The sequence below is a fragment of the Parabacteroides sp. merdae-related_45_40 genome (assembly GCF_001915675.1).
Window position 1 is genome coordinate 53,726 of the sequence record NZ_MNQY01000137.1, and the last position, 26,099, is coordinate 79,824.

The 26,099-nt window shown below is 43.0% G+C and carries 34 protein-coding genes and 2 pseudogenes; all 36 read right to left on the bottom strand.

Going from position 1 to position 26,099, the window contains the following annotated elements; genetic code table 11:
• Nucleotides 1–21: 21 nt before the first annotated feature.
• Entirely contained in the window at nt 22–138 is a 117-nt protein-coding gene (gene ykgO / locus BHV83_RS19875) for a type B 50S ribosomal protein L36 (RefSeq protein WP_005645768.1), read from the bottom strand.
• A gap of 15 nt (nt 139–153) precedes the next feature.
• Nucleotides 154–372 carry a translation initiation factor IF-1 gene (infA, locus tag BHV83_RS19880; protein ID WP_005634776.1) on the bottom strand — a complete coding sequence of 73 codons (219 nt, stop codon included), beginning with the start codon at nt 370–372 and terminating at the stop codon, nt 154–156.
• Nucleotides 373–388: 16 nt separating this feature from the next.
• Nucleotides 389–1,174 carry a type I methionyl aminopeptidase gene (gene map / locus BHV83_RS19885; protein WP_046451666.1) on the bottom strand — a complete coding sequence of 262 codons (786 nt, stop codon included), beginning with the start codon at nt 1,172–1,174 and terminating at the stop codon, nt 389–391.
• Between the two features lie 5 nt (nt 1,175–1,179).
• The gene (gene secY / locus BHV83_RS19890) at nt 1,180–2,520 is read right to left on the bottom strand and encodes a preprotein translocase subunit SecY (RefSeq protein WP_005634771.1); all 1,341 of its coding nucleotides are present in this window, start codon (nt 2,518–2,520) and stop codon (nt 1,180–1,182) included.
• A 3-nt stretch (nt 2,521–2,523) separates the two neighbouring features.
• Nucleotides 2,524–2,970 (bottom strand): 50S ribosomal protein L15, encoded by a 447-nt coding sequence (gene rplO, locus BHV83_RS19895; protein WP_005634769.1) that lies wholly within the window; start codon nt 2,968–2,970, stop codon nt 2,524–2,526.
• A 27-nt stretch (nt 2,971–2,997) separates the two neighbouring features.
• Nucleotides 2,998–3,174 (bottom strand): 50S ribosomal protein L30, encoded by a 177-nt coding sequence (gene rpmD, locus BHV83_RS19900; protein WP_005651341.1) that lies wholly within the window; start codon nt 3,172–3,174, stop codon nt 2,998–3,000.
• Between the two features lie 19 nt (nt 3,175–3,193).
• Nucleotides 3,194–3,712, bottom strand: coding sequence for a 30S ribosomal protein S5 (gene rpsE, locus BHV83_RS19905; protein WP_005651343.1), 519 nt, complete (start codon nt 3,710–3,712; stop codon nt 3,194–3,196).
• Between the two features lie 5 nt (nt 3,713–3,717).
• Complete coding sequence (rplR, locus tag BHV83_RS19910) at nt 3,718–4,062, bottom strand: 50S ribosomal protein L18 (protein WP_005634763.1); 345 nt, start codon at nt 4,060–4,062, stop codon at nt 3,718–3,720.
• 21 nt (nt 4,063–4,083) lie between these two features.
• Complete coding sequence (gene rplF / locus BHV83_RS19915) at nt 4,084–4,635, bottom strand: 50S ribosomal protein L6 (RefSeq protein ID WP_005634760.1); 552 nt, start codon at nt 4,633–4,635, stop codon at nt 4,084–4,086.
• Nucleotides 4,636–4,651: 16 nt separating this feature from the next.
• On the bottom strand, nt 4,652–5,047 hold the full coding sequence (rpsH, locus tag BHV83_RS19920; RefSeq protein ID WP_005634758.1) for a 30S ribosomal protein S8: 396 nt from the start codon (nt 5,045–5,047) through the stop codon (nt 4,652–4,654).
• A 57-nt stretch (nt 5,048–5,104) separates the two neighbouring features.
• Complete coding sequence (gene rpsN / locus BHV83_RS19925) at nt 5,105–5,374, bottom strand: 30S ribosomal protein S14 (RefSeq protein WP_005634756.1); 270 nt, start codon at nt 5,372–5,374, stop codon at nt 5,105–5,107.
• 6 nt (nt 5,375–5,380) lie between these two features.
• A complete protein-coding gene (rplE, locus tag BHV83_RS19930; RefSeq protein ID WP_005634754.1) occupies nt 5,381–5,938 on the bottom strand; it encodes a 50S ribosomal protein L5 in 558 nt (185 codons plus the stop codon).
• Entirely contained in the window at nt 5,938–6,258 is a 321-nt protein-coding gene (gene rplX / locus BHV83_RS19935; RefSeq protein ID WP_005634752.1) for a 50S ribosomal protein L24, read from the bottom strand. Before rplX ends, rplE begins: the two co-directional genes overlap by 1 nt.
• Nucleotides 6,259–6,277: 19 nt before the next feature.
• Nucleotides 6,278–6,643 (bottom strand): 50S ribosomal protein L14, encoded by a 366-nt coding sequence (rplN, locus tag BHV83_RS19940; protein ID WP_005634749.1) that lies wholly within the window; start codon nt 6,641–6,643, stop codon nt 6,278–6,280.
• A gap of 1 nt (nt 6,644) precedes the next feature.
• Nucleotides 6,645–6,902, bottom strand: coding sequence for a 30S ribosomal protein S17 (rpsQ, locus tag BHV83_RS19945; RefSeq protein ID WP_005634746.1), 258 nt, complete (start codon nt 6,900–6,902; stop codon nt 6,645–6,647).
• 5 nt (nt 6,903–6,907) lie between these two features.
• Nucleotides 6,908–7,108: a 50S ribosomal protein L29 gene (gene rpmC, locus BHV83_RS19950; RefSeq protein ID WP_005634744.1), complete on the bottom strand. Its 201-nt coding sequence runs from the start codon at nt 7,106–7,108 to the stop codon at nt 6,908–6,910.
• A 6-nt stretch (nt 7,109–7,114) separates the two neighbouring features.
• Complete coding sequence (gene rplP, locus BHV83_RS19955) at nt 7,115–7,549, bottom strand: 50S ribosomal protein L16 (RefSeq protein ID WP_005634742.1); 435 nt, start codon at nt 7,547–7,549, stop codon at nt 7,115–7,117.
• A 20-nt stretch (nt 7,550–7,569) separates the two neighbouring features.
• Nucleotides 7,570–8,304, bottom strand: coding sequence for a 30S ribosomal protein S3 (gene rpsC, locus BHV83_RS19960; protein WP_005634741.1), 735 nt, complete (start codon nt 8,302–8,304; stop codon nt 7,570–7,572).
• 7 nt (nt 8,305–8,311) lie between these two features.
• Nucleotides 8,312–8,722 carry a 50S ribosomal protein L22 gene (gene rplV, locus BHV83_RS19965; RefSeq protein WP_005634739.1) on the bottom strand — a complete coding sequence of 137 codons (411 nt, stop codon included), beginning with the start codon at nt 8,720–8,722 and terminating at the stop codon, nt 8,312–8,314.
• Nucleotides 8,723–8,771: 49 nt separating this feature from the next.
• Entirely contained in the window at nt 8,772–9,041 is a 270-nt protein-coding gene (gene rpsS, locus BHV83_RS19970; RefSeq protein WP_005634738.1) for a 30S ribosomal protein S19, read from the bottom strand.
• Between the two features lie 20 nt (nt 9,042–9,061).
• Entirely contained in the window at nt 9,062–9,886 is an 825-nt protein-coding gene (rplB, locus tag BHV83_RS19975) for a 50S ribosomal protein L2 (protein ID WP_005634735.1), read from the bottom strand.
• A gap of 8 nt (nt 9,887–9,894) precedes the next feature.
• On the bottom strand, nt 9,895–10,188 hold the full coding sequence (rplW, locus tag BHV83_RS19980) for a 50S ribosomal protein L23 (RefSeq protein WP_005634733.1): 294 nt from the start codon (nt 10,186–10,188) through the stop codon (nt 9,895–9,897).
• Between the two features lie 11 nt (nt 10,189–10,199).
• Nucleotides 10,200–10,829: a 50S ribosomal protein L4 gene (gene rplD, locus BHV83_RS19985; protein ID WP_005634732.1), complete on the bottom strand. Its 630-nt coding sequence runs from the start codon at nt 10,827–10,829 to the stop codon at nt 10,200–10,202.
• Nucleotides 10,829–11,446 carry a 50S ribosomal protein L3 gene (gene rplC, locus BHV83_RS19990; protein ID WP_005634730.1) on the bottom strand — a complete coding sequence of 206 codons (618 nt, stop codon included), beginning with the start codon at nt 11,444–11,446 and terminating at the stop codon, nt 10,829–10,831. The genes rplD and rplC overlap by 1 nt, the downstream gene beginning before the upstream one ends.
• Nucleotides 11,444–11,740: pseudogene (gene rpsJ / locus BHV83_RS19995) on the bottom strand (30S ribosomal protein S10); the annotation flags it as partial. The gene rplC and the pseudogene rpsJ, both read right to left, overlap by 3 nt.
• A 21-nt stretch (nt 11,741–11,761) precedes the next feature.
• On the bottom strand, nt 11,762–13,885 hold the full coding sequence (gene fusA / locus BHV83_RS20000; RefSeq protein ID WP_005634724.1) for an elongation factor G: 2,124 nt from the start codon (nt 13,883–13,885) through the stop codon (nt 11,762–11,764).
• A 21-nt stretch (nt 13,886–13,906) separates the two neighbouring features.
• Complete coding sequence (gene rpsG / locus BHV83_RS20005) at nt 13,907–14,383, bottom strand: 30S ribosomal protein S7 (protein WP_005645752.1); 477 nt, start codon at nt 14,381–14,383, stop codon at nt 13,907–13,909.
• A 155-nt stretch (nt 14,384–14,538) separates the two neighbouring features.
• A complete protein-coding gene (gene rpsL / locus BHV83_RS20010; protein ID WP_005634721.1) occupies nt 14,539–14,949 on the bottom strand; it encodes a 30S ribosomal protein S12 in 411 nt (136 codons plus the stop codon).
• Between the two features lie 366 nt (nt 14,950–15,315).
• Nucleotides 15,316–17,181, bottom strand: a complete 1,866-nt coding sequence (gene mutL / locus BHV83_RS20015) for a DNA mismatch repair endonuclease MutL (protein ID WP_122205330.1) — start codon at nt 17,179–17,181, stop codon at nt 15,316–15,318.
• On the bottom strand, nt 17,181–17,489 hold the full coding sequence (locus BHV83_RS20020) for a hypothetical protein (RefSeq protein ID WP_005634715.1): 309 nt from the start codon (nt 17,487–17,489) through the stop codon (nt 17,181–17,183). Before BHV83_RS20020 ends, mutL begins: the two co-directional genes overlap by 1 nt.
• A gap of 28 nt (nt 17,490–17,517) precedes the next feature.
• Entirely contained in the window at nt 17,518–19,197 is a 1,680-nt protein-coding gene (locus BHV83_RS20025) for an OstA-like protein (RefSeq protein WP_122205329.1), read from the bottom strand.
• A complete protein-coding gene (locus BHV83_RS20030) occupies nt 19,194–20,558 on the bottom strand; it encodes a peptidylprolyl isomerase (RefSeq protein WP_005634711.1) in 1,365 nt (454 codons plus the stop codon). The genes BHV83_RS20025 and BHV83_RS20030 overlap by 4 nt, the downstream gene beginning before the upstream one ends.
• A gap of 22 nt (nt 20,559–20,580) precedes the next feature.
• Nucleotides 20,581–21,438 carry a hypothetical protein gene (locus BHV83_RS20035; protein ID WP_005645741.1) on the bottom strand — a complete coding sequence of 286 codons (858 nt, stop codon included), beginning with the start codon at nt 21,436–21,438 and terminating at the stop codon, nt 20,581–20,583.
• Between the two features lie 15 nt (nt 21,439–21,453).
• Nucleotides 21,454–23,052, bottom strand: a complete 1,599-nt coding sequence (locus tag BHV83_RS20040) for a peptidylprolyl isomerase (RefSeq protein ID WP_005651349.1) — start codon at nt 23,050–23,052, stop codon at nt 21,454–21,456.
• A 680-nt stretch (nt 23,053–23,732) separates the two neighbouring features.
• Nucleotides 23,733–23,805, bottom strand: a pseudogene (locus BHV83_RS21860) (inosine-5-monophosphate dehydrogenase); the annotation flags it as partial.
• A gap of 103 nt (nt 23,806–23,908) precedes the next feature.
• Nucleotides 23,909–26,089, bottom strand: a complete 2,181-nt coding sequence (recQ, locus tag BHV83_RS20045) for a DNA helicase RecQ (protein ID WP_005651351.1) — start codon at nt 26,087–26,089, stop codon at nt 23,909–23,911.
• Between the last annotated feature and the right edge of the window lie 10 nt (nt 26,090–26,099).

The window sequence follows — 26,099 nt, forward strand, 5'->3', positions numbered from 1 at the left end:
TTATTTTGCAAAAATAATAAATTATCCTTGACGTTGTTTATACTTAGGATTTTTCTTGTTAATTACGTATAAGCGTCCCTTTCTTCTAACGATTTTGCATTCGGGAGTACGCTTCTTTAAAGATGCTCTTACTTTCATATCTTGTTGTTTTTTTTATTTATATCTAAAAGCAATTCTACCTTTCGATAGATCATACGGAGACATCTCAACTCTTACTTTATCACCGGGAAGGATCTTTATGTAGTGCATGCGCATCTTCCCTGAGATATGAGCAGTGATTTCATGTCCGTTCTCTAATTCTACACGAAACATTGCGTTCGACAATGCTTCTACAATAACTCCATCTTGTTCAATTGCTGACTGTTTAGCCATATAAAATTAAATCAAATTAAATTGCATTATTACCTAAAACTTCTTCTAAAAACTCGAATGAAGACAAGATCTGGGGACCTTCGGGACGGATTGCGATACAATGCTCGAAATGAGCCGAACACTTTCTATCTTTCGTACGGACCGTCCAACCATCTTTCTCAAAAGCGACATTCTTACTTCCCATATTAATCATCGGCTCAATGCAGATGCACATACCGCTACGCAACAAGGGGCCGCAACCAGGACGCCCGTAATTGGGGACTTCAGGTTCTTCGTGCATCTTTCGTCCGATACCGTGACCGACTAGTTCCCTGACAACAGAGTAACCTTTCGATTCACAATAAAACTGTACGGCATGGCTGATATCTCCGAGGCGTTTGCCTTCAATGGCATGCTGAATTCCCAAGTAAAGTGATTCCTTTGTTGTCTTCAACAAGGCTTTCACTTTGGGATCGACTTCGCCCACACAAAACGTATAGGCTGAGTCACCGACAAAACCATTCAAAACCGTACCGCAGTCGACAGATATAACATCCCCTTCTTTCAGTATTGTCTTCGAAGAAGGAATACCGTGTACAACCTGTTCATTCACGGAAGCACATATGGAATTTGGGAAACCTCCGTATCCTAAAAATGCCGGAACCGCACCATTATCTCTAATGAATTCCTCGGCAATCTTATCAAGCTGAAGCGTATTGACACCGGGAGCGATATGTTTGGCCAATTCGCCAAGCGTCTTACCCACCAGTTGATTCGCCGCACGCATCAACTCAATTTCTTCATCTGTTTTTAAATAGATCATTCTAATTAATAAGCACCAACTGCGCCTGAGCGACCTTTAATTCTTCCTGACTTCAACAAACCGTCATAATGACGCATCAGCAAATGACTTTCTACTTGCTGCAGTGTGTCCAACACCACACCAACCAGGATCAACAAAGATGTTCCGCCAAAGAACTGCGAGAACTCCATACTTACACCGGCAATCCGGGCAAAAGCAGGCATGATAGCCACTACTGCAAGGAAAAATGCTCCCGGCAAAGTAATACGGTCCATGATGGTATCCAAATAATCTTTGGTACTCTTTCCAGGCTTAACACCCGGAATGAACCCGTTGTTTCTCTTCAAATCATCCGACATCTGAGTCGGATTGATCGTGATAGCTGTATAGAAATATGTAAACAAGATAATCAGTACAGCAAATACGAAGTTGTACCAAAATCCGGTATTGTCCATAAATGCAGCTACGAAACCAGACTGTTCGCCTGTGCTTGAGAAACCGACGATTGAAATAGGAATAAACATGATTGCCTGAGCAAAGATGATAGGCATCACGTTTGCAGCATTCACCTTAAGAGGAATGTACTGGCGCGCACCACCATATTGTTTATTTCCGATGATCCGTTTTGCATACTGTACGGGCACTTTACGAGTACCTTGTACTAACAGGATCGCACCTGCGATAACCAGCAAAAGGAACAACATTTCAAACAAGAACATAACCAGACCACCGGTTTTCTCACTCGTCCGGGAAACAAATTCCTGAAACAACGAATGCGGCAGACGGGCTATAATACCAACTAAAATGATAAATGAAATACCATTTCCAACACCTTTATCTGTAATTCTTTCACCAAGCCATAAGATAAACATACTTCCAGCAGCTAAAATAACTGTAGAAGAAATTGTAAACCATATACCTGCAGGCAGAGCTGCTCCGGCGGCTTTCAGTTGTACACTTAAGTTAACAAGATAAGTAGGACCCTGGAACAGAAGGATAGCCACTGTCAGATAACGAGTCCACTGGTTGATCTTACGACGACCACTCTCTCCCTCTCTCTGCAATTTCTGGAAAGAAGGAACTGCAATTGCCATCAACTGCATTACAATGGAAGCGGAGATATACGGCATAATCCCTAATGCAAAAATAGAAGCATTAGAGAAAGCACCACCAGAGAACATGTCCAACAACGCCAGCAATCCGCCTCTTGTCTGTTCCTGCAAAGCGGTCAACGCTTTAGGATCAATACCCGGAAGAACGACGTACGTACCAAAACGGTATATAGCCACCAATAAAAGAGTGGTGAGGATCCGATTTCTCAGATCCTCAATCTTCCAGATATTTTTTATTGTTTCAACTGCTCTCATAACTTAGAGTTTAACAACAGTTCCACCTACTGCCTGGATAGCAGCTTCAGCACTCTTGGAGAAAGCGTGAGCTTCCACTTCAAGTTTAGCTGTCAAGTTGCCTTTAGCAAGAATCTTAACCAACTGGGAAGAGGAAATGAAACCTGCTTCAATCAGTTCGTTGATGCCAATCTTAGAGAGCTGCTGAGCTTCAGCCATGCCCTGTAATGTAGAAAGATTGATAGCTTTGTATTCAACGCGGTTAATATTCTTGAAACCAAATTTAGGTAAACGTCTCTGTATAGGCATCTGACCACCTTCGAAACCAATTTTCTGCTTGTAACCGGATCTTGATTTCGCACCTTTATGACCTCTTGTTGAAGTTCCTCCTAATCCTGAACCCGGACCACGGCCGATTCTTTTTCTGGTCTTGGTAGATCCTTCAGCAGGTTTTAAATTTGATAAATTCATATCGTATAATTTATTTTTCAACCGTTATTACTTTACTACTGAAACCAAATGTTTCACTTTCTCAACCATACCCAGAATAGCCGGAGTAGCTTCATGTTCTACTACCTGGTTCATTTTCTTCAGACCCAGCGCGTCAAGAGTTCTCTTTTGGTCTTTCGGGCATTTAATTCTACTTTTTGTCTGCTTAACTTTAATAGTTGCCATAACTTATTATCCTCCCTAATTAACCTTTGAATACTTTTTCAACTGCAACATTTCTGTTCTGGGCAACCATCAACGGGCTTCTTAACTCACTCAGTGCAGCGATAGTTGCCTTCACCAAGTTGTGAGGATTAGAAGAACCCTTTGACTTAGCCAAAACGTCTGTGATACCCACACTTTCCAATACAGCACGCATAGCACCACCTGCTTTAACACCAGTACCATGAGAAGCCGGTTTGATCAGTACCTGAGCGCCACCGAACTTAGCCAACTGTTCATGAGGAATAGTACCTTTGTGAACAGGAACTTTAATCAGATTTTTCTTTGCAGCTTCAACACCTTTTGCGATCGCTGTCGTTACTTCACCGGCTTTACCTAAGCCCCAACCAACGATACCGTCTTCGTTTCCTACTACGACAATAGCAGCAAAACTGAATGTACGTCCACCCTTGGTTACTTTAGTTACGCGGTTGATTGCAACCAAACGGTCCTTCAACTCTATGTCGTTGGTCGACTTAACTCTATTATTAACTCCTGCCATCTTCATTAAAATTTAAGGCCGCCGTTACGTGCAGCATCTGCTAATTCTTTAATTCTCCCGTGATACAAGTAACCGTTACGGTCGAAAACAACAGCCTGTACACCAGCTTCCTGGGCAACTTTGGCAATCTGTTCTCCAACCTTGGCAGCAATCTCTTTTTTCGGAGCTTTAACATCCATCTTCAAAGAAGATGCCGCAGCCAAAGTCTTACCTGTAGTATCATCTATAACCTGTGCATAGATCTGCTTATTGCTTCTAAACACAGTCAGGCGCGGACGTTCAGGAGTCCCTGAAATTTTACCGCGTACACCTGCTTTTATCTTTAATCTTCTTTCTTCCTTCGTTGTCATGATAATTTCAGTTTACGTAGATTACTTACCTGCTGATTTACCAGACTTTCTGCGAATTTCTTCACCCACGAACTTAATACCTTTACCTTTATACGGCTCCGGCATTCTGAATGAACGAATCTTAGCACAAATCTGTCCCAGTAATTGTTTATCAGCCGATTCAAGGATAATAAGAGGATTTTTATTTCTCTCTGCCTTTGTTTCAACTTTCACTTCCTTAGGCAACTGCATGTAGATGTTGTGAGTATAACCTAAAGAAAGATCTAACAGCTGACCTGTATTTGTCACACGGTAACCGACACCGACAAGTTCCAATTCCTTTTTGTATCCTTCTGAACAACCAACCACCATATTGTTAATCAGCGAACGATACAAACCGTGCAGCGCACGATGGTTCTTTTCGTCTGTCGGACGTGTCAGATGAATGATTCCATCTTCCAAAGTCACATTAATATCAGGATTCACAGCCTGAGTCATCTCACCTTTGGGACCTTTTACAGTCACTACATTATCCTTAATGGTAACCGTAACACCGGCCGGTACATGAATTGGTAATTTTCCTATTCTTGACATTCTTCTTTCCTCCTAATTAATAAACATAACATAATACTTCACCACCGATCTTCAGATCACGGGCTTCTTTGTCTGTCATCACACCTTTAGAAGTAGAAAGAACGGCAATACCTAAACCATTCAATACTCTTGGCATTTCCTTGTAACCAGTGTACTTACGCAAACCAGGGGTAGAAACTCTCTCAAGTTTCTTGATCGCATTTACTTTGTTTACCAGGTCATACTTCAAGGCAATCTTAATTGTACCCTGAGGACCATCTTCTACAAACTTAAAATTAAGAATGTAGCCCTTGTCGAAAAGGATCTTAGTGATCTCTTTCTTTAAATTTGACGCCGGCACTTCAACAACTCTGTGCTTCGCTTTGATCGCATTACGCAATCTTGTCAAATAATCTGCAATAGGATCTGTCATATATAAATGAATTAAATTGATCCGGCCACCCGGACAATATTTAAATTAAAAAAACTCTTACCAACTTGCTTTCTTTACACCCGGGATTAAACCATGAGATGCCATTTCACGCAGTTGAATACGAGAAATACCGAACTGGCGTACATAGCCTTTCGGACGACCTGTAATTTTGCAACGATTGTGCAAACGTACAGGAGAAGCATTTTTAGGTAAAGCCTGTAAAGCTTCGTAGTCACCTGCTGCTTTTAATTCTGCTCTTTTAGCAGCATATTTTGCTACGAGCTTTGCTCTTTTCACCTCACGGGCTTTCATTGATTCCTTTGCCATAACTACTTAGTCTTTTTTTGCATTTTTAAAAGGCAATCCAAATTCTCTCAAGAGAGCATACCCTTCTTCGTCTGTTTTCGCAGAGGTCACAAAGGTAATATTCATTCCCAATATTTTGGTAATATTATCGATATTTATTTCAGGGAAAATGATTTGTTCCTGAATTCCGAGGGTATAATTACCTCTTCCGTCCAACTTACTTTCGATCCCCTTAAAGTCACGAATACGAGGAAGAGCTACGCGAACGAGTCTTTCCAGAAATTCATACATCTGTTCACGACGTAATGTTACCATTACACCAATTGGCATTTTCTTACGCAACTTGAAGTTAGAGATATCCTTCTTTGAAACCGTCGCAACAGCCTTCTGACCTGTAATTGCAGACAATTCGCTGATGGCAATATCGATAATCTTCTTATCTGCAGCAGCCATACCCAAACCTTGATTGATAACAATCTTCTTCAGTACGGGAACCTGCATTACGGTTTTATAACCGAACTCTTTCGTCAAAGCAGGAACAATTCTGTCCTGATATTCTTTCTTAAGACTGGCAGTATTGCTCATTACTTAATTTCCTCCCCTGATTTTTTAGAATAACGCACTAAAGCACCTTTTTCGTCTAATTTACGACCGATACGTGTCGGCTTACCGGATTTCGGATCAACAACGTTCAGGTTAGAAATATGAATAGGAGCTTCCTTCTTTTCAATACCTCCTTGAGGATTCTTTGCATTAGGCTTGGTATGCTTTGATACCATATTAATACCTTCTACAATGGCACGGTTGTCTTTTACAAGAACTTCTAAAACACGACCTGTCTTACCTTTGTCTTCGCCGGCATTAACAAAAACTATATCGCCTTTTTTGATATGTAATTTGCTCATTACTTTAAGTTTTACAAAATTAAAGCACTTCTGGTGCAAGTGAAACAATTTTCATGTTTGTTGCACGAAGTTCTCTGGCAACCGGACCAAAGATACGGCTTCCACGAATATCACCACCGGCATTCAACAATACGCAAGCGTTATCATCAAAACGGATGTATGAACCATCCGGGCGGCGAATCTCTTTTTTAGTGCGAACAATGATAGCCTTAGAAACAGCACCCTTCTTCACATCACTCGACGGGATTACACTCTTGATTGCTACTACAATTACATCCCCGACAGTGGCGTAACGTTTTCTTGTACCGCCCAAAACACGAATACACAACGCTTCTTTTGCACCACTGTTATCTGCTACTACTAGTCTTGATTCTTGTTGTATCATGTTACTTAGCCCTTTCGATTATTTGAACTAATCTCCATCTTTTTGTTTTGCTCAAAGGACGAGTTTCCATAATTTTTACAGTATCACCGATACCGCATTCATTCTTTTCGTCATGAGCATGATATTTCTTCGTCTTATTAACGAACTTTCCATAAATGGGGTGCTTTTCCTTCCATTTAATAGCAACCGTGATGCTCTTATCCATCTTGTTGCTGGTAACCACGCCCGTTCTTTCTTTTCTTAAATTTCTAGTTTCCATCAGGCTCAATTTTTGTTGTTAAGTTCTCTCTGGCGCAATTCTGTTTTCATGCGCGCAATCATCCTGCGTTGTTGTTTAATCTGAGCAGGGTTTTCACTCGGAGAAATGCTGTGGTTGATCACTTTCTGATCGTAAGCAGCCACTTCAGCATCAATTCTTTCTACTAACTCCTTCGTGCTCAATTCTCTAATTTCTGCAATCTTCATAACAAATTACGCATTTTGATTAGCCATATCATAATCACGTCTCACAACAAACTTTGTTGTTACCGGAAGCTTTTGTGCAGCCAAGCGCAAAGCTTCCTTAGCAATATCAAAAGGAACCCCTTCGATTTCGAAAATCAAACGACCTGGAGTAACAGGCGCAACAAATCCTTCAGGATTACCTTTACCTTTACCCATACGTACTTCAGCAGGCTTCTTTGTGATTGGTTTGTCCGGGAAAATACGAACCCACACCTGACCTTGACGTTGCATATAACGAGTTACCGCGATACGAGCAGCTTCGATCTGACGACCGGTAATCCATTTATTTTCTAACGCTTTTATACCAAACGAACCGAATGCCAGCTGGTTGCCACGCTGAGCTTCGCCCTTCATGCGACCTTTCTGCTGTCTTCTGAACTTGGTTTTCTTTGGTTGTAACATCTCTTCTTAAATTCTAACGTTTAACGATTAGCTTTCTTTCTCTTGAAGTTCTTATCTCTGCTGCCGCCGGCATTTTCATTTCTGCGACCTGAATCTTTTGATGCAGCGAATGAAGGAGCAAGATCTCTCTTACCATAAACTTCACCACGGCAGATCCAAACCTTAACACCGATCAAACCAACCTTCGTCAACGCTTCAGCCAAAGCATAATCAATATCTGCTCTGAATGTGTGTAACGGAGTTCTTCCTTCTTTATACATTTCTGAACGAGCCATTTCAGCACCGTTCAAACGACCAGAGACTTGCACTTTAATACCTTCGGCCCCCATTCTCATGGTAGAAGCGATAGCCATCTTGATAGCACGACGGTAAGCAATTTTTCCTTCAAGCTGACGAGCAATATTGTTTGCAACGATAACAGCGTCCAATTCGGGTCTTTTTACCTCAAAGATGTTGATCTGAACTTCTTTGTCGGTAATTTTCTTCAACTCTTCTTTCAACTTATCAACTTCCTGACCACCTTTACCGATGATGATACCCGGACGTGATGTGCAAACTGTGATTGTAATCAACTTCAGCGTACGTTCAATAACGACGCGAGATACACTAGCCTTAGCAAGACGAGCATTCAGATATTTACGGATTTTGCTATCTTCCAGCAAAGTGTCTCCGTATTTTTTGCCGCCATACCAATTGGAATCCCAACCGCGGATGATTCCCAAACGATTACTAACCGGATTAACTTTTTGTCCCATCTACAAATTAATTTTGACTATCGTTTTTACTAAGTGTATCAACAAACAGAGTTACATGGTTCGAACGTTTACGAATTCTGTATCCTCTTCCCTGAGGAGCCGGACGCATTCTCTTCAATGTAGTAGCGCAATCTACGCTGATTGAAGATACGCACAACTCTCCAGCTTCTGCTTTACGTTCATTTTTCTGTTCCCAATTGGCAATAGCTGAACGAAGCAATTTTTCTACTCTTGCTGCAGCTTCCTTGTTAGAAAACTTCAAAACACCAAGTGCACGGAATACTTCCATTCCACGGATCATGTCTACAACGAGACGCATCTTGCGGGGAGAAGTCGGCACATTCCGCAACTTTGCGAAGTACATGGTCTTCTGAGCTTCTTTTCTTGCTTCAGCTGATATTCTTTTTCTAGCACCCATTTTATTGATTCTTTTTATTTTCAGATTCCTGAATCCCTGTTACTACCGATTATTTTTTCTTGTTACCGGCGTGACCACGGAACGTACGAGTAGGAGAAAACTCTCCCAGTTTATGACCTACCATGTTCTCGGTTACAAAAACAGGAATAAATTTATTTCCATTGTGAACTGCAATAGTATGACCTACAAAGTCAGGCGAAATCATTGAAGCTCTTGCCCATGTCTTAACGACCGCCTTCTTTCCTGACTCATTCATTGCCAAGACTTTCTTTTCAAGCTTTACATTAATATACGGGCCTTTTTTTAGCGAACGACTCATAGTTTACTTAATTAATCAGATTATTTCTTTCTTCTTTCAATAATATATTTTGAAGAATGCTTCTTCGGAGCTCTTGTCTTCAAGCCCTTAGCATATAAGCCATTACGAGATCTAGGATGACCTCCGGAAGCACGACCTTCACCACCACCCATCGGGTGATCAACCGGGTTCATTACAACACCACGGTTGTGAGGACGACGACCTAACCATCTAGAACGACCGGCTTTACCTGATTTTTCAAGACCATGGTCTGAATTACCTACACTACCAACTGTAGCCTTACAAGCAGCAAGAATCTTTCTGGTTTCGCCAGAAGGCATCTTAATAATTGCATAATCGCCTTCTTTCGAAGTCAACTGAGCAAAAGCACCGGCAGAACGTACTAACTTAGCACCCTGTCCCGGACGAAGCTCAATGTTGTGAATAATAGTACCAACGGGAATATTTGCCATCGGCAAAGTATTACCAACCTCAGGAGCGGCTTCGCTACCTGAAACCACTGTTTGGCCAACTTCCAATCCGTTCGGAGCGATGATATAGCTCTTTGCCCCGTCTGCGTAATACAACAGTGCGATACGAGATGTACGGTTAGGATCATACTCGATAGACTTGACTGTTGCAGGAATGCCATCTTTGTTTCTCTTGAAATCGATAAATCTGTACTTCTGTTTGTGACCGCCACCAAGATAACGCATTGTCATCTTACCAGTGTTATTACGACCACCTGTACTCTTCTTACCTACTACAAGAGACTTTTCTGGTGTACTTGCAGTGATTTTATCAAATGCACCAATAACTTTGTGTCTCTGCCCCGGTGTTGTGGGCTTTAATTTACGTATTCCCATTTCTTTTTTTAGATATTACTAAAGAAATCAATTGTTTCTCCTTCTTTCAACGTTACGATAGCCTTCTTAAAAGCTGATTGTTTGCCATTGATAATACCTGATTTGGTATAGCGGCTTTTCTTCTTGCCTGAGTAGTTGATGGTGTTAACATCAACTACTGTAACATTATACATGTCTTCAATGGCTTTTTTAATCTCTAACTTGTTGGCATCAGGAGAAACACGAAAACCATAGCGATTATCCATTTTTTCTGTAATCGCTGTTTGCTTCTCAGTTACTATAGGTTTAATAATAATTCCCATTTTTCTACTCCTTATGCGTTAAACAGTTTTTCAATAACAGCTACAGAACTTTCTGTCAACACCAAATTAACAGCATTTAACACGCTATATGTATTTAACTCTGAAGCCGTTATAACATTTGCCTTCTCTAAATTTCTGGCCGACAAATATACGAAATTATTTTTCTCAGATAAAACCAAAAGTAACTTTCCATCAGCCACTTTCAGATTCTTAGCAATTGTTACGAATTCTTTAGTCTTAGGAGCTTCCAAAGTGAAATCTTCTACTACTACAATTGCGTTATTCTTTGCCTTATAAGTCAAGGCAGACTTACGGGCCAAACCTTTAACTTTCTTGTTCAATTTAAACTCATAATCTCTCGGTTTCGGACCGAATACACGGCCACCACCTACCAATACCGGAGAGTTGATGTCGCCACGACGAGCACCACCACCACCTTTCTGGCGGATCAATTTACGAGTACTACCAGAAACTTCACTTCTTTCCTTTGATTTATGAGTTCCCTGACGCTGATTAGCCAAATACTGTTTTACATCCAAGTAAATAGCATGATCATTGGGTTCAATGCCAAAGATAGCATCGTTCAATGTTACCTTTCTTCCGGTATCTTCACCTTTAATATTTAATACGCTCAGTTCCATTACTTTTCAATTAATAAGATTGAACCTTTTGCTCCTGGAACAGATCCTTTTACTAATAAAAGATTGTGTTCCGGCATCACCTTGATCACTTGCAGGTTCTGAACAGTTACACGTTCATTACCCATTTGGCCGGCCATACGCATACCTTTGAATACCTTTGCAGGATAAGAACAGGCACCGATACCACCGGGAGCGCGCAAACGGTTATGCTGACCGTGAGTAGTCTGACCTACACCACCGAAACCATGACGTTTTACTACACCCTGGAAACCTTTACCTTTTGATGTACCTACTACATCAACGAAACCTGCATCTTCCAAATAATCTACGGTGATTACATCACCGAGCTTATATTCGGTTTCAAAATTTTTGAACTCGGCCAAGTATCTCTTGGGAGTTACACCTGCCTTTTTGAAGTGGCCCATTTCTGGCTGTGTTGTGTGTTTCTCTTTTTTCTCTTCGAAACCTAACTGTACAGCTTCATAGCCATCTTTTTCCAAAGTCTTAATCTGTGTAACTACACAAGGACCCACTTCGATAACAGTGCATGGAAGATTTTTTCCCTCGGCACTGAAAACGGATGTCATTCCGATTTTTTTTCCTAATAATCCTGGCATTTCTACTTCAACACCACTGGGCAATTCCAGTTTCATCAATGCATCAACCGTTTTTGCAGTTGAGCTGTAGATGTCGATTAGTCTCTTGTAAGAAGAGAGTTCGAACTGCTCACGAGACTTTTTGTTAACGAAAGTCGAGCGGTTCACAGTAAAGATACGCTTGTGCGTAGGCAGAGGTATCGGGCCGCTAACAACTGCACCGGTAGCCTTAACCGTCTTCACGATCTTCTCGGCAGACTTGTCTACCAGAGAATAATCGTAAGACTTTAATTTAATTCTGATCTTTTGGCTCATATCTATATATATGTTTCTAAATTATTTGATCAAATCAGCACGACCCTGTACTTCTGTCAATACCTGCTTAGCAATAGAAGAAGATACTTGAGCATAGTGCGAGAACTGCATTGAAGAAGTTGCACGACCTGAAGTGATAGTACGCAAAGCTGTTACATAGCCGAATGTTTCAGCCAAAGGAACTTTTGCTTTTACAATACGAGCACCTGTACGACTTGTTTCCATACCTTCAACTTGTCCACGACGTTTGTTCAAGTCGCCGATTACATCACCCATACTTTCTTCCGGAGTAACCACTTCCATCTGCATGATCGGTTCCATCAAAGCAGGGCCTGCCTTTTCAGAAGCGTTCTTGAATGCCTGGATAGCTGCGATTTCGAAAGACAACTGGTCAGAGTCAACCGGGTGGAAAGAACCATCGATCAAAGTAACTTTCAGTTGATCCAACGGATAACCTGCCAATACACCGTTCTTCATAGCCTTCTCGAAACCTTTCTGAACTGACGGGATAAATTCCTTGGGAACGTTACCACCCTTCACTTCATCGATGAACTGCAAACTTCCTTCAAAGCCTTCATCTGCCGGTTCGATACGGACAATGATATCGGCAAACTTACCACGACCACCAGACTGCTTCTTGTAAACTTCACGAAGTTCGACAGATTTGGTGATAGCTTCTTTGTAAGTTACCTGAGGCTTACCCTGATTACATTCGACTTTGAATTCGCGTCTCAGACGGTCAATAATAATATCCAAGTGAAGCTCACCCATACCGCTGATGACAGTCTGTCCTGTTTCTTCGTTAGTCTGAACCGTAAACGTCGGGTCTTCTTCGGCCAACTTAGCCAAGCCCATGCCCAATTTATCCAAATCCTTCTGTGTCTTCGGTTCCACAGCGATACCGATAACCGGATCAGGGAAGTCCATAGATTCCAATGTGATCGGAGCGTTTTCGTCACACAGCGTATCCCCAGTACGGATATCCTTGAAACCTACACCTGCACCAATATCACCGCAACCGATCGTTTCCATCGGATTTTGCTTGTTAGAGTGCATCTGGAACAAACGAGAGATACGTTCTTTTTTGCCAGAACGCGTATTTAAGACATAAGAACCGGCGTTGATCGAACCTGAATAAACACGGAAGAAACAAAGGCGGCCTACATATGGGTCGGTAGCGATCTTGAATGCCAAAGCAGCCATCGGTTCCTCAAACAACGGCTTGCGGACAACGACTTTTTCAGGATCACTCGGATCCGTACCTTCAATAGCTTCCGTATCTTCAGGAGACGGCAAATAAGCACAAACTGCATCCAATAACGTCTGAACACCTTTGTTCTTGAATGAAGATCCGCAAGTCATCGGGTTGATCTGCATAGCCAATGTTCCCTTACGGATAGCCGTGTGAATTTCTTCTTCTGTGATAGTCGAAGGATCATCGAAGTATTTTTCCATGATCGCGTCGTCACATTCTGCCAAAGCTTCAAGCATCTTGTCACGCCATTCTTCAGCTTCAGCCTGAAGATCTGCCGGGATTTCTTCTATGCTATAGTCGGCTCCCATCGATTCGTCATGCCAATAGATGGCCTTCATCTTGATCAGGTCGACGATACCTTTGAATGTTTCTTCAGCACCGATAGGAATCTGGATAGGACACGGATGAGCGCCCAATACTTCCTTAACCTGGCGAACTACTTCATAGTAGTTTGCACCTGAACGGTCCATCTTGTTTACATAACCGATACGAGGTACATTATATTTATCAGCCTGACGCCATACAGTTTCAGACTGCGGCTCCACACCACCTACAGCACAGAAAGTAGCAACAGCACCATCCAGTACACGAAGAGAACGCTCAACTTCTACTGTAAAGTCCACGTGTCCCGGAGTATCAATCAAGTTGATCTTATATTTGTTACCCAAATAGTTCCAGAAAGTAGTCGTTGCAGCAGATGTGATTGTAATACCGCGTTCCTGCTCCTGGGCCATCCAGTCCATCGTAGCAGTACCATCATGCGTTTCACCGATCTTATGGGTCAGACCGGTGTAAAACAAGATACGTTCAGAAGTAGTTGTTTTACCAGCATCGATGTGAGCCATGATACCGATGTTTCTTGTAAACATTAATTGTTTATCGTTTGCCATATTCTTTCTTAGCCTTTATAATTAAAATCTGAAGTGAGCGAATGCACGGTTAGCTTCGGCCATACGGTGCATATCTTCTTTTCTCTTGAATGCTCCGCCCTGGTTATTGAAAGCATCTACAATCTCTGCAGACAGCTTATCAGCCATAGTCTTACCACCACGTTTACGTGCGAAGATGATGAGGTTCTTCATTGAAATCGATTCTTTACGATCGGGGCGAATTTCAGTAGGTACTTGGAAAGTAGCACCACCAACACGGCGAGATTTCACTTCGACTTGAGGAGTAATGTTGTCGAGTGCAGCTTTCCAAATTTCGAGAGCGGACTTTTCTTCGTTAGGCATTTTGGCCTTAACTGTTTCCAAAGCGGAATAGAAAATTTCGAAGGCAGTATTCTTCTTGCCATCATACATCAAATGGTTAACGAATCTCGTAACCTTAACATCACCGAAAACAGGATCCGGGAGGATCTGTCTTTTCTTTGGTTTTGCTTTTCTCATTTTGTTTTCAAAAATTTCGTTCTTGTTTCTTGGTTGCCTTTAATACGTCTTCAACGGTTCCGCTGAACCATTTACTCAACCTATAGCCTATCCAAATAACTCAAACCAGCTTTAATACTTAAATTTAAATTCTCAGTTTGAAGGGATGTAACTAATTACTTCTTCTTTCCTTTAGCTGCAGCTGCTGCCTGCCCCGGTTTCGGACGTTTAGCGCCGTATTTGGAACGTCTCTGAGTACGTCCGTTTACGCCTGCAGTATCCAAGGTTCCACGTACAATGTGATAACGTACACCAGGAAGGTCCTTAACACGACCACCACGAACCAACACGATTGAGTGTTCCTGCAGATTGTGTCCTTCTCCCGGGATGTAAGAGTTTACTTCTTTTCCATTTGTCAAACGAACTCTCGCTACTTTACGCATTGCAGAGTTAGGCTTCTTCGGAGTTGTAGTATAAACACGAACGCAAACGCCACGTCTCTGCGGACATGAATCCAATGCGGGTGATTTACCCTTTTCCACCAAAGTTTCCCTTCCTTTTCTAACTAATTGCTGAATTGTAGGCATTTCTTTTCTTTTTTAAACTTTGAATGTGTTATTATTATAATTATCTATTTCTTCAATTTTGAGCTGCAAAGGTACACATTCTTTTCGGACTATCAATAAGTTGCGCCTTCTTTTTCGCACACTTCGCGCTAAAACGCTGCAAAGGTACGCATTTGTTCCCGTTTCACAAGAGGCCGCTTTTATTCATTTATAAATAATTAACTATTATTTCTCTTACAAACTCCGTTAACCCAGAACAACCGACCTCTTTTATACGAAATCCAGTAGGTATCGGATAAAGAATCGATGCCCACTGGATTCACATTTGATGCTTATCGGATCAAAAATGAACGACTGTTAGAAGAGTTTCGATCCCCCTTCAGTCGATTATTTGAAACGTTTCTCCAATTCCTCGTCCGTCAACTTCGAAATAATGGTTTTTCCATCAGGAGTAAGATTCGACTCCTGGCAGGAGAAAAGAGAAGCGAGCAAGTTGTCCATCTCTTCACCAGACAGGATCTTTCCCGGACGGATAGCAGCCGCTTTTGCCAGAGAAAGTGCCAACGAGTCACAGATCTCCTCATGTACTTCGCAACCGGTATCGATCACACGATCCACCATATTCCGAATCAAAGATACCGGATCAAGATTCTCCACACCGGCAGGAAGTCCATTGATAGCGTAGCTGTTATTTCCCAGGTTCGTCAGATCAAAACCGATAAAACGCATATCTTCGAGCAAGGTCGGCAAGACCGTAGCCTCGCCAGCGGTAAACTCAACAATCTCAGGGAAAAGGACTTGCTGAGAAGCACCTCGCTGCTGCCTGATGTTTGTAATGTACTGGTCGAACAGGATACGGACATGGGCACGGTGTTGATCGATCAAAGCCAAACCTGACTTCAAAGAAGTTATGATATATTTTCCTTTATACTGATAACAAGGGTTGGACACATCGTTGAACAAACTGCCCGAAGTGTCCTGAACAACCACTTCGTCAGCCTCAATAGTTGGCTCGGAAAGATCCGAAGCCAAGAAAGATCCGGTTAATTCCGCCCCCTGTCGTATAGCGTTCCGGTCACCCTCGAAATCATTATAAAGCTTGGACCAGTCGAATTCCGGTTTCTTATAGGAAGAGGTTTCAAAAGGATTATACCCGGAATTCACCTGCACACGGGGAGCTTTATAAGGTGCCGCTTCCTTCACGGGATTATACACAGGAATATCGATAGCGTCTTCCACATCGAAATCAATAGTCGGGATCGCACTGGACTTGGCCAGCGCTTCACGAGTCGCGGCCATCAGGATTTGCCAGATCGGCTGTTCGTTTTCAAACTTGATCTCCGTCTTGGTCGGATGAATATTGACATCTATCGTTGCCGGATCAAGCGTAAAGTAGATAAAGTAGTTCGGCTGCTCACCTGCCGGGATCAGTTGTTCGTAAGCCTGCATGACCGCTTTGTGAAAATACGGATGCTTCATAAAACGTCCGTTTACAAAGAAATACTGCAAAGCCCCCCTCTTCTTTGCCGAATCAGGCCGTCCCACAAAGCCGGAGATCGTCACTAGCGAACTTTGCGCATCCACAGAAAGGAGCTTCTGGTTCAGCGTTTTTCCATATACATTAACAATACGTTGCCTCAAACCGGACTCAGGCAGGTTGAATATCTCCGTATCGTTATGGTAAAGAGACAAAGCGACCTGCGAATTGACCAAGGCAATCCGTTCGAACTCATTGATGATATTCCGGAACTCCGTCTCATTCGATTTCAGAAACTTTCGACGTGCCGGAACATTAAAGAAGAGGTTCTTCACTGAAAAAATACTTCCCTCGGTACAGGCATCCGGTTCGACACTCTCTAATTCTGAACCCGAAAATACAAGATGCGTCCCCAGTTCGGCTCCTTTCAGGCGGGTACGAAGCTCTACTTGTGAAACCGCCACTATCGAAGCAAGCGCCTCGCCACGAAATCCCATCGTATGAAGAGAAAAAAGATCGTCTGCAGTAGAAATTTTCGAAGTTGCATGCCGTTCAAAAGCCATGCGGGCGTCAGTCTCAGACATACCTTTTCCATCATCGATCACTTGGACCAATGTACGACCGGCGTCCTTTATATTCACCTGAATGTGTCCGGCACCGGCATCCACCGCATTTTCTACCAACTCCTTTACGACAGAGGCAGGACGCTGGATAACCTCGCCCGCCGCTATCTGATTGGCAATACTGTCAGGAAGTAAATGAATTATATCACTCATTACATAAACAAGTACCAAAATATACCACCCAAAATAGCAGCGGCCAATAACAACTTCATGTTCTTATATGTCCGACTCCGGGAATCATGCCCGTTATCACGGCTCTTTTTCAGATGAGAAGTGCCTTCGACAAAGCTACCTTTGATTTCGGCTTTATAATCATCAATCGACAATTCTTCTTCCATGCCAATCTCACGCTTCACTTTGCGGATGCGATCTTCCATCGCCTCCTTATGAGGATCCCAATAGATTGGCTTATGATCGAACTGCCGAGGCTTCCGCACATTATAAAATGAGAATAATGCCATAGTCTTTTATTATTTGAAAAATTCTTTGCTAATGTACAAATTTATTGCTTCTCTTGGGTGATTCCGTCGCTTTTCTTTTCACCACCTCGTAAATGTCATCCCTATTCTTCGGACGCAGATAGTCGAACCAATAAAAATCTTTCAACATCTTTTGATCGGGTTTCAGATCCGGAATAGGAGTCATGCTGCCGACCGGACTCGGCCAGATTTTCAATTTATCCAGTTTATTGTCTTTCACCCAGATCGTCAAGAACCCACTCTTGGTCTCATTCATCCCGACCTTCGCCCCATCCTTTTCCAATGGATAAAAAATAGACTCGGCATTTCCCGCCACATCGATCTGATGAACGGCTTGTCCCTCAAAATAGGCTTTCAGGTCGTTCCCCTTCAACTGGTTATAGTAACTCGAGTCGACATGCTGTGCCGCAAAAGCAAACTGGATCACATGGGCATATTCGATCGTACTATCATTCATATAAATCGCGATCGTATCGCCATACAGTTGATATTGTTCATTCCAGAGAACCGGTTCCGTATACATATATAATACAGAATCGCGCGTATTGAACTGCATGGAGTCACATACGCCTTGCATATCGATCCGATAGAAACGTACGCCGTAATAGGCCTTGATCTCCCGGTAGACGGAGTCGACCGTCACCATCTGCAACGTATCGGCATGCAAAAACAAGGTGTCACCTTGCGAATATTCAAGGAAGCGGGCACTGTCGGTTGCAAAAGCATATCCGGTCTGTTCATTATAATAACCATATTCGCCTTGCAGCGTCACATGCTGGGCCGTATCAATCAGGCTCATATTCCCATAGACCTCTCCCATACCCGTATCCCGATTATAGAAGATAGAGTCACCGATCAAGATCTTCTCACCCGATTCAACCTGGGACTGATCAAGCAAAAGGGATGTGTTGTTCACCGTATCATACCATCCTCTTGAAGTATGGATCGTGCCACTGTCCGAAACAATGACAGACGGCCCCAGGATGGTAGCTACCTTGGATTCTGTGTCATAATGCAAAGTATCGGAATACAATGTGAAGTCAGGGTTCTCAACCTGCACGCTGTCATTGAACACCGCCAGCTTCGTCTCCGGAGAATATTGTCCGTAAAAAGAAGATAGTTGATTCAGAGAATCTACAATTAGCCCACCTTCAAAATAGTATCCGATATTCGGAATACGTTCATAATTGAGGCTATCCGTAAAGAGCGTCACCTGCCCGTTCTCCATCCGGACATTCTCGCGCAGATAAGCCACCTGCGTGTTTCCGTCATAAAAAAGATAATCTCCGTAGACGAACAAGGTGTCTCCCTGCTCCATCCGGACATTACTGAAAGCTTCGAGCGAATTGGTCTGTTCGAAAAAGTAAGCGCTGTCGCAATACATATATGAACTGTCATGCCGGAAACATACATCGCCGTTCAATATCTGCGCATCCGGCTTTACAGCCTTATCGAAAGATAGCGTATTGGAATGGATCAGGTATACCTTCGTCTTTTTGGGCGGGACAGTATCCGTCATAACCTGCAAACTATCGGCTGCCTTCAAGCTGTCCGGCGGGGCGACTGTCACATCTTGTGCGGTAATAACAGTCGTATCTGCATGCACAATACTATCTTGGGCCTGTGCAAAGGCACAGACCGCCAACACAAAAAACAGACCTGTGAAAATAAATTTATTTACAGTCCTCATTCTTTAATCCAGCCGGGATACTGGAAATCACAATTACGCCAGCCGTCGCTGATACGCACATATGTGCTTTTCTGCTTCTTAATGATCCAGTCATGCAGCAGCTCTTCGCGTTTCCGAGATTCGACAATCGACTTCAAAGCCTGATAGTCATCCGATATATTTGCCTTATGCTGGTCCACTCTGGCTTTCAGTTTTACAATAGCAACAACTTCTTTCTGCTTATCGTTGATCATAGTGAAAGGTTTGGAGATATCTCCCACCTGCATCGTATAAACCATCTTACCGATTTCCTGTGGCAGTTCGGCCATCTCGAATTTCGGAGTGCTGTGGTTGTCACTTTCAAAGTTCTGGTTCACCATCAAACCTTTGTTATTTCTTGTATCCTTGTCAGCAGAGATAAAAGTTGCCGCTTCTTCAAATGTAAATTTCTTTGCCGTTAAGTCGTTATACAACGAATCCATACGTGTCATACACTCGTTCAACTCCTTGTCCGAAACTTTCGGCTTCAACAAGATATGGCGGCAGTTGATACGGTCGCCACGCTTTTCGATCAATTGGATAATATGATAGCCATATTCAGTCTGCACGATCTGAGAAATCTTCTTCGGATCCTTCAAGTTGAAAGCGACGTTAGCGAATTCGGGCAACAAACTTGTCTTACCCAAAAAACCCAGTTCACCGCCCCTTTTGGCTGATTCCGGATCTTCCGAATACAGACGGGCCAATGTCGAAAATTCATATTTCCCGCTGTTGATATCATCGGTAAACTGGCGAAGACGAGCCTTGATGGCATCTGTCTCTTCAAACGGGATCTTCGGTTCCATCGTAATAATCTGCACCTCGACAGTTGTCGGGATATTAGGCAGACTGTCTTTGGACAACTGGCTGTAATACTTACGGACTTCGGAGGGTGTCAACTTGATTTCACCGATCAGTTGGCGCTTCATCTGTTCCACAGTCTGTTGCTCCATGATCATTTCCTTACGTTCGTCCTTCAGTTGGGAAATCTTTTTACCGAAATATTCCTCCAGCTTTTCCTTAGATCCCATCTGGTTGATTGCGAAATTGATCCAACGATCCGTCTCCTGGATCACCTGGTTTTCACTCACTTCCACACTATCGATCTTCGCTTGGTTCAGAAACAGCTTCTGTATTGCCATCTGTTCGGGGAGCACGCAATAAGGGTCACCGTCAAAACGCTGTCCCTCGTTTTGCAGATATAAACGCTGGCTTTCGATGTCCGAACGCAAAATTGCATCATCTCCCACCACCCACACGATTTCATCGATCACATTATCCTGGGCATACACCACACAAGATAAACAGGCAAGAATGAATACTGTCAAAATCTTTTTCATCATGTACTTCTCTATAAGCTACCAATCACGGTTCCGTATAAAACTTGACGTCACCGCTCCTGACTGCATCATTATATAATTCTTCTTCAAATTTCTTCAAAAATTCCACCTTACGCCGATTTGTCAGCATCTCCACGATCTGCGCACTGGCATAGTCGTATGGCGCCACACTTCCCGCAGGCAGATATTCCTTAATATTCAACAGATAGCAATATGTACTATCCGAAACTTCGACAAACTTGTTTGCCCTCAAGAAGTCGTTCGCATTCGACACATGCACCGGAATATTGTCCATCACCTGGTCAAAGTCCACCCATTTGTCGTAAAAGTAGTCATAAATACTGGCATTCTGTACACTATACTTCTCAATTTTTTCTAAAGAAGCCTCAGAAGTCGATCTATACCATCCCTTTACATCAACGAGGCCGGGGGCATCCACCGGGATCTTCAGGAAGAGACCTTTCACCAAAGCCTTGTCCAAGACAAATTTTTTCTGGTTTTCTTCGTAATAACTCAGCATGTCGCTTTCCTGAAACTCGGAAGAAAGCCTTTCTTTTATCAACTGTTCCTGATACCGATAGCGGATCAGCGAATGACGATATTCCTCCACCAGCTTATCCACTTCCGCCTTATCTTCTCCCTCCAAGTTGCGCAAGGCCACATCGTAGACCAACGCATCTTTCACCCACTTCCTTTCCAAACTTTCGGCAAGCAACATACTGTCAGCCGAGGACAATCCGCGCGGGATCTGCTGTTTTATCTCCGAACGTCTCAAAGTCCGGTCCTTCACTTTTACCAACACATCCGCATCATCCACAGGCTGCGTTCCCTTACAAGAACACAGCAAAGATACGAATGCTATAAAAATGAAGCAATATCTCATATAACTTTCTCTTTATTATTTCTTTGTCATTTTACTCACTTTCTTCACCAGCTTCCAGTTTATCGTCACCGGGTATTTCCGGTTCAGCTGTTCGATCCATTCGGCTTCCGCCTTGGCTTGCTGGTCCATCGGCTTGTTCCAAACTTCCTTATTGCTGATGTCGAACAGCAAGATGCCATCCCGATACTCTTTCATAAGAAGATCGAACTCAGGATGTTTTGTAGTCAGATTCTTACGTTCGGCAGTAGTTACGATATCTCGGATAAAAAGATCGTAAACCTCCTGCATGAAATCTCCCGCATACGATTTCGTAGAGAACGGACAGCGCTGGATATAATAAGCGAACTCACTCTGGGGAAAATCCGTGCCATTCAGATGAAACAAAGTCTTGTTCATGTCTTTCGCCTTCTCGTAGAAAGCAGGATCGGACGGAAAATAGTCGTTGCACAAAGCTTGTAGTTCGGCATAAGCCTCGGGATAGAAGCAATATCCGTACTCTTTTTTCATTCGTTCATCAAACGCACCGTAATATTCGAAATTCCGTTCTCCCTGCGCCATCTGGCGAGACCAGGCCTTCTTCTTATCATCGAAAGAAGGAATACCTTTCTTCTCGATCAACTTTATAATGTGATAACCGAAACGTGTTTTCACCGGTCGGGACAATTCCCCCGGAGTGTTCAAAGCGAAAGCAGCCACTTCGAACGGCTCCACCATCTCGCCGACACCAAAAGCTGGCAACTCTCCTCCCCGCTTGGCAGAACCGGCATCAGACGAGTATTCTTTTGCCAACATGGCAAAGTCAGCTCCATCCTTCGCTTTCCGATAAACTTCTTCCGCACGAGCCAATGTTTCAGCCTCTCCAAACTTCACCGAATCTTTCTCAAACGGGATCAGGACATGCGCTACACGTACCAGCCCCGGATTTCGCCTGCGACTGTGTATTTTTATGATATGGAAGCCCATAGTCGTCCGAACCGGCAGAGAGACGGAACCGACGGGCAACGAATAAGCGACATTCTCAAAGGCTTTAACCGTCTGCATCGGCAGCAAACAGTGTACATATTCATAGCCGACATTTTCCTTATCGGCATCTTTCAGTTCTTTGCCGACAGCGGCAAAATCCTCTCCCGCTTGAATACGCTCATAGGCCTCGATCGCTTTCTGATATACCGGAACCGTATCTTTCGATAATGTACGTTGCGGCAAGCGGAACAGAATATGACTCAATTCCAGCACTTCTCCATACCGGTCATATACGGCACGTACAGCAGCTTCCTCTCCATCCTTATCCGACAGATAACTTGAAGTCAATTGAGCCCGATAGCTATCCAATTCATCTTTGAACGCTTTCGTCTTGTCCAGTCCCAAATCTTCCGCTTCCGCCACTTTCAGCTTGAAGTTCTTAAACAACTCCACGTATGCATTCACGGATTTACGGTCAGACAAATTAACTTCGCTATTCTTTTGTGCAATAAAAATAAATTCATCCAACGGGATCTGCTTTCCGGCTACCGTCATCACTACCGAATCGGCCGAAACTTGTGCATTTCCTGTCATACAAGCGAATACCAAAGATAATACAAGCAACTTCTTCATTAATCCTTCTTTTACCATATCACGATATCGTTTACAAAAATAACACTAATCTAACGGAGATGCAGCTTAAAAAGTACATTACCCCATTAAATTAGTGTTTTTTATAAATATAAAAACCGACATTCACTTTCAAAAGACAGGCGCCTTTTCATGAAACAGCTATTCCCACCTCTGCAAATCACTCGATTATTTTCTGCAAAAAACGGCTACAAAATAGGTAAAACCGGGAGGTTTTCATTGTCCGGCACGGTACTTTAGTTGCCGGACACCCCCATGTTGCTCCCTCTTACACCCGGATGTACCGGCTCTCTACACCCGGATGTTAAGGATGGTAACATGGGGGTGTTTACGGAATTATCTGCTTGCTTCTGCTAAAAAAAGAGAGGGCTTTTGTGGAATGAAGAACCGTATTTCGCTAATTTAATACCTGTTATATTCGTTTTTACATTTGTTTATTCGATTATTTTATATGCTTTTTCAAAAGCAAAAGAAGGCAATACACTGGTTTTCAATTACATGATAAAAGCACCCTGTTTCAGAAGTGATAGAGGAGTGATAGAGAAAAACACCCTGTATCACTGCCTCTGACGCTTGAATATTAATAGCTACAACCTTCGCAGTGATAGAGTGATAGAGGATTTGCAGAAAACTTCGTATGCAAATCACAACCTTGGAAAATTTTGATGCGGTTGCCCTGAAAGTGGCAGGAATCAATAATACGTCATCAAACGTCAATCCGTCCATGACCACTCTGTCTGCAATAAATGACATAGAACTTATGCCTTAAAAATTATTGCACACAAACTTACAAAACAATTGACAATTAACAATGGACATTTTTGTCGCCCATTGTCAATTGTCAATTGTCAATTATTTAATTTGCCATTTCCGACAGGAACTTAATGCGGACGAGGCGAATCTCTTCTTCCGTATAATCACCACCTAATTCTTCGATTGCATCTTCCAGATCGTCTGTTTCCGAATCCTTGAAGTATTCATAAATATCATCGATATGATCTTCGTCCATCACATCGTTCAAGAAGTAGTCGATATTGATACGGGTTCCAGAATAAACGATCGCTTCTATTTCGTCGAGTAGTTCGTTAAATTCCAATCCGTTCGTCATGGCTATTTCGTCTAACGCCACCTTACGGTCGATACGCTGGATGATCGAAACCTTCAATTTGGATTTATTGGCAACCGTACGAACCCGAAGATCTTCGGGACGTTCGATCTCGTTTTCTTCCACGTGACGCTTAATCAGCTCAATGAACTCCTTACCGTATCTTTTTGCCTTACCGGCTCCGACACCCGGAATATTCTGCAATTCTTCCAACGTTACCGGATAAGTAGTGGCCATCGCTTCCAGAGACGGATCCTGGAAAATAACGAAAGGAGGCACTTCCAGACGCTTGGACAACTTCTTGCGTAAATCCTTCATCATCGAGAAAAGGGCAGGATCGACCGCACAAGCGGCTCCACCGCGTACGGGAACTTCTTCTTCCTCTTCATCGAATTCGTTGTCTTCTGTAATCTTGAAAGAGACAGGTTTCTTTATAAACTCTTTTCCTTTTTCTGTAATCTTCAACAGACCGTAGTTCTCGATGTCCTTGGCCAAATATCCGGCAATCAATGCTTGACGGATAACGGCATTCCATGTCTTCTCTTCCTCATCCGAACCGGAACCGAAAATCTCCAGTTCATTGTGCTTGTAAGATTGTATTTCGGAGGTCTCGTTGCCGACCAACATGTTGACAATATATTCTGCCTTGAATTTTTCCTTTAACGTACCAACCACTTCGAGTACGGCGCTTAATAATTCCTTTGCTTCCACTTTCTTTTTTGGGTTCAAACAATTATCACAATTTCCACAATTTTCTTCCAGGTATTCTTCACCGAAATAGTGCAACAAGACTTTCCGTCGACATACGGAAGTTTCGGCATAAGCAGCAGTCTCCAGAAGCAACTGCTTACCGATCTCCTGTTCCGCCACCGGTTTTCCCTGCATGAATTTTTCCAATTTCTGCAAGTCTTTATAGGCATAAAAAGCGATGCACTGGCCTTCACCGCCATCACGGCCGGCTCGTCCGGTTTCCTGGTAATATCCTTCGAGGCTTTTGGGAATATCATAATGGATGACATACCGTACGTCGGGTTTGTCGATCCCCATACCGAAAGCAATGGTCGCAACGATCACGTCTGCTTTTTCCATTAGGAACGCATCCTGATTGCTCGAACGCTGCTGCGAATCCATACCGGCATGATAAGGGAGCGCCTTGATACCGTTTGCTTTCAGAATATCGGCAAATTCTTCCACCTTCTTACGGCTCAAACAATAGATAATACCGGATTTTCCCTCGTTGGACTTAATATATTTGATGATCTCGCGGTCGATATTCGCCGTTTTCGGACGAATCTCATAATACAAATTAGAACGGTTGAAGGAGGATTTAAAGACAGAAGCGTCAATCATTCCCAAGTTTTTCTGAATATCGTGCTGCACTTTCGGAGTGGCTGTCGCCGTCAAAGCAATCAACGGACGCTTGCCGATTTCGTTTATGATCGGACGGATACGACGATATTCCGGACGGAAATCATGCCCCCATTCAGAAATACAATGTGCTTCGTCCACTGCATAAAACGAAATATTGACTTGGCGCAGAAACTCCACATTTTCATCTTTGGTCAATGACTCAGGAGCCACGTAGAGCAATTTCGTCCGGCCATTACGGATATCGTCTTTTACCTGGTCGATAGCCGATTTATTCAAGGAAGAGTTTATGAAATGGGCAACCCCGTCCTCTTCGCTGAAATTACGCATGGCATCCACTTGGTTCTTCATCAGGGCTATCAAAGGAGAAATCACTATGGCCGTCCCCTGCATCATAAGAGAAGGCAGTTGATAACACAAAGATTTTCCTCCTCCGGTCGGCATCAACACAAATGTATCATTTCCTGCCAGTACATTTTCGATGATTGCTCTCTGATTTCCTTTAAAGGTATCAAAACCAAAATGTTTTTTGAGCTCTTCTGTCAAATTATCCTTCTTCGCCATACTATTCATA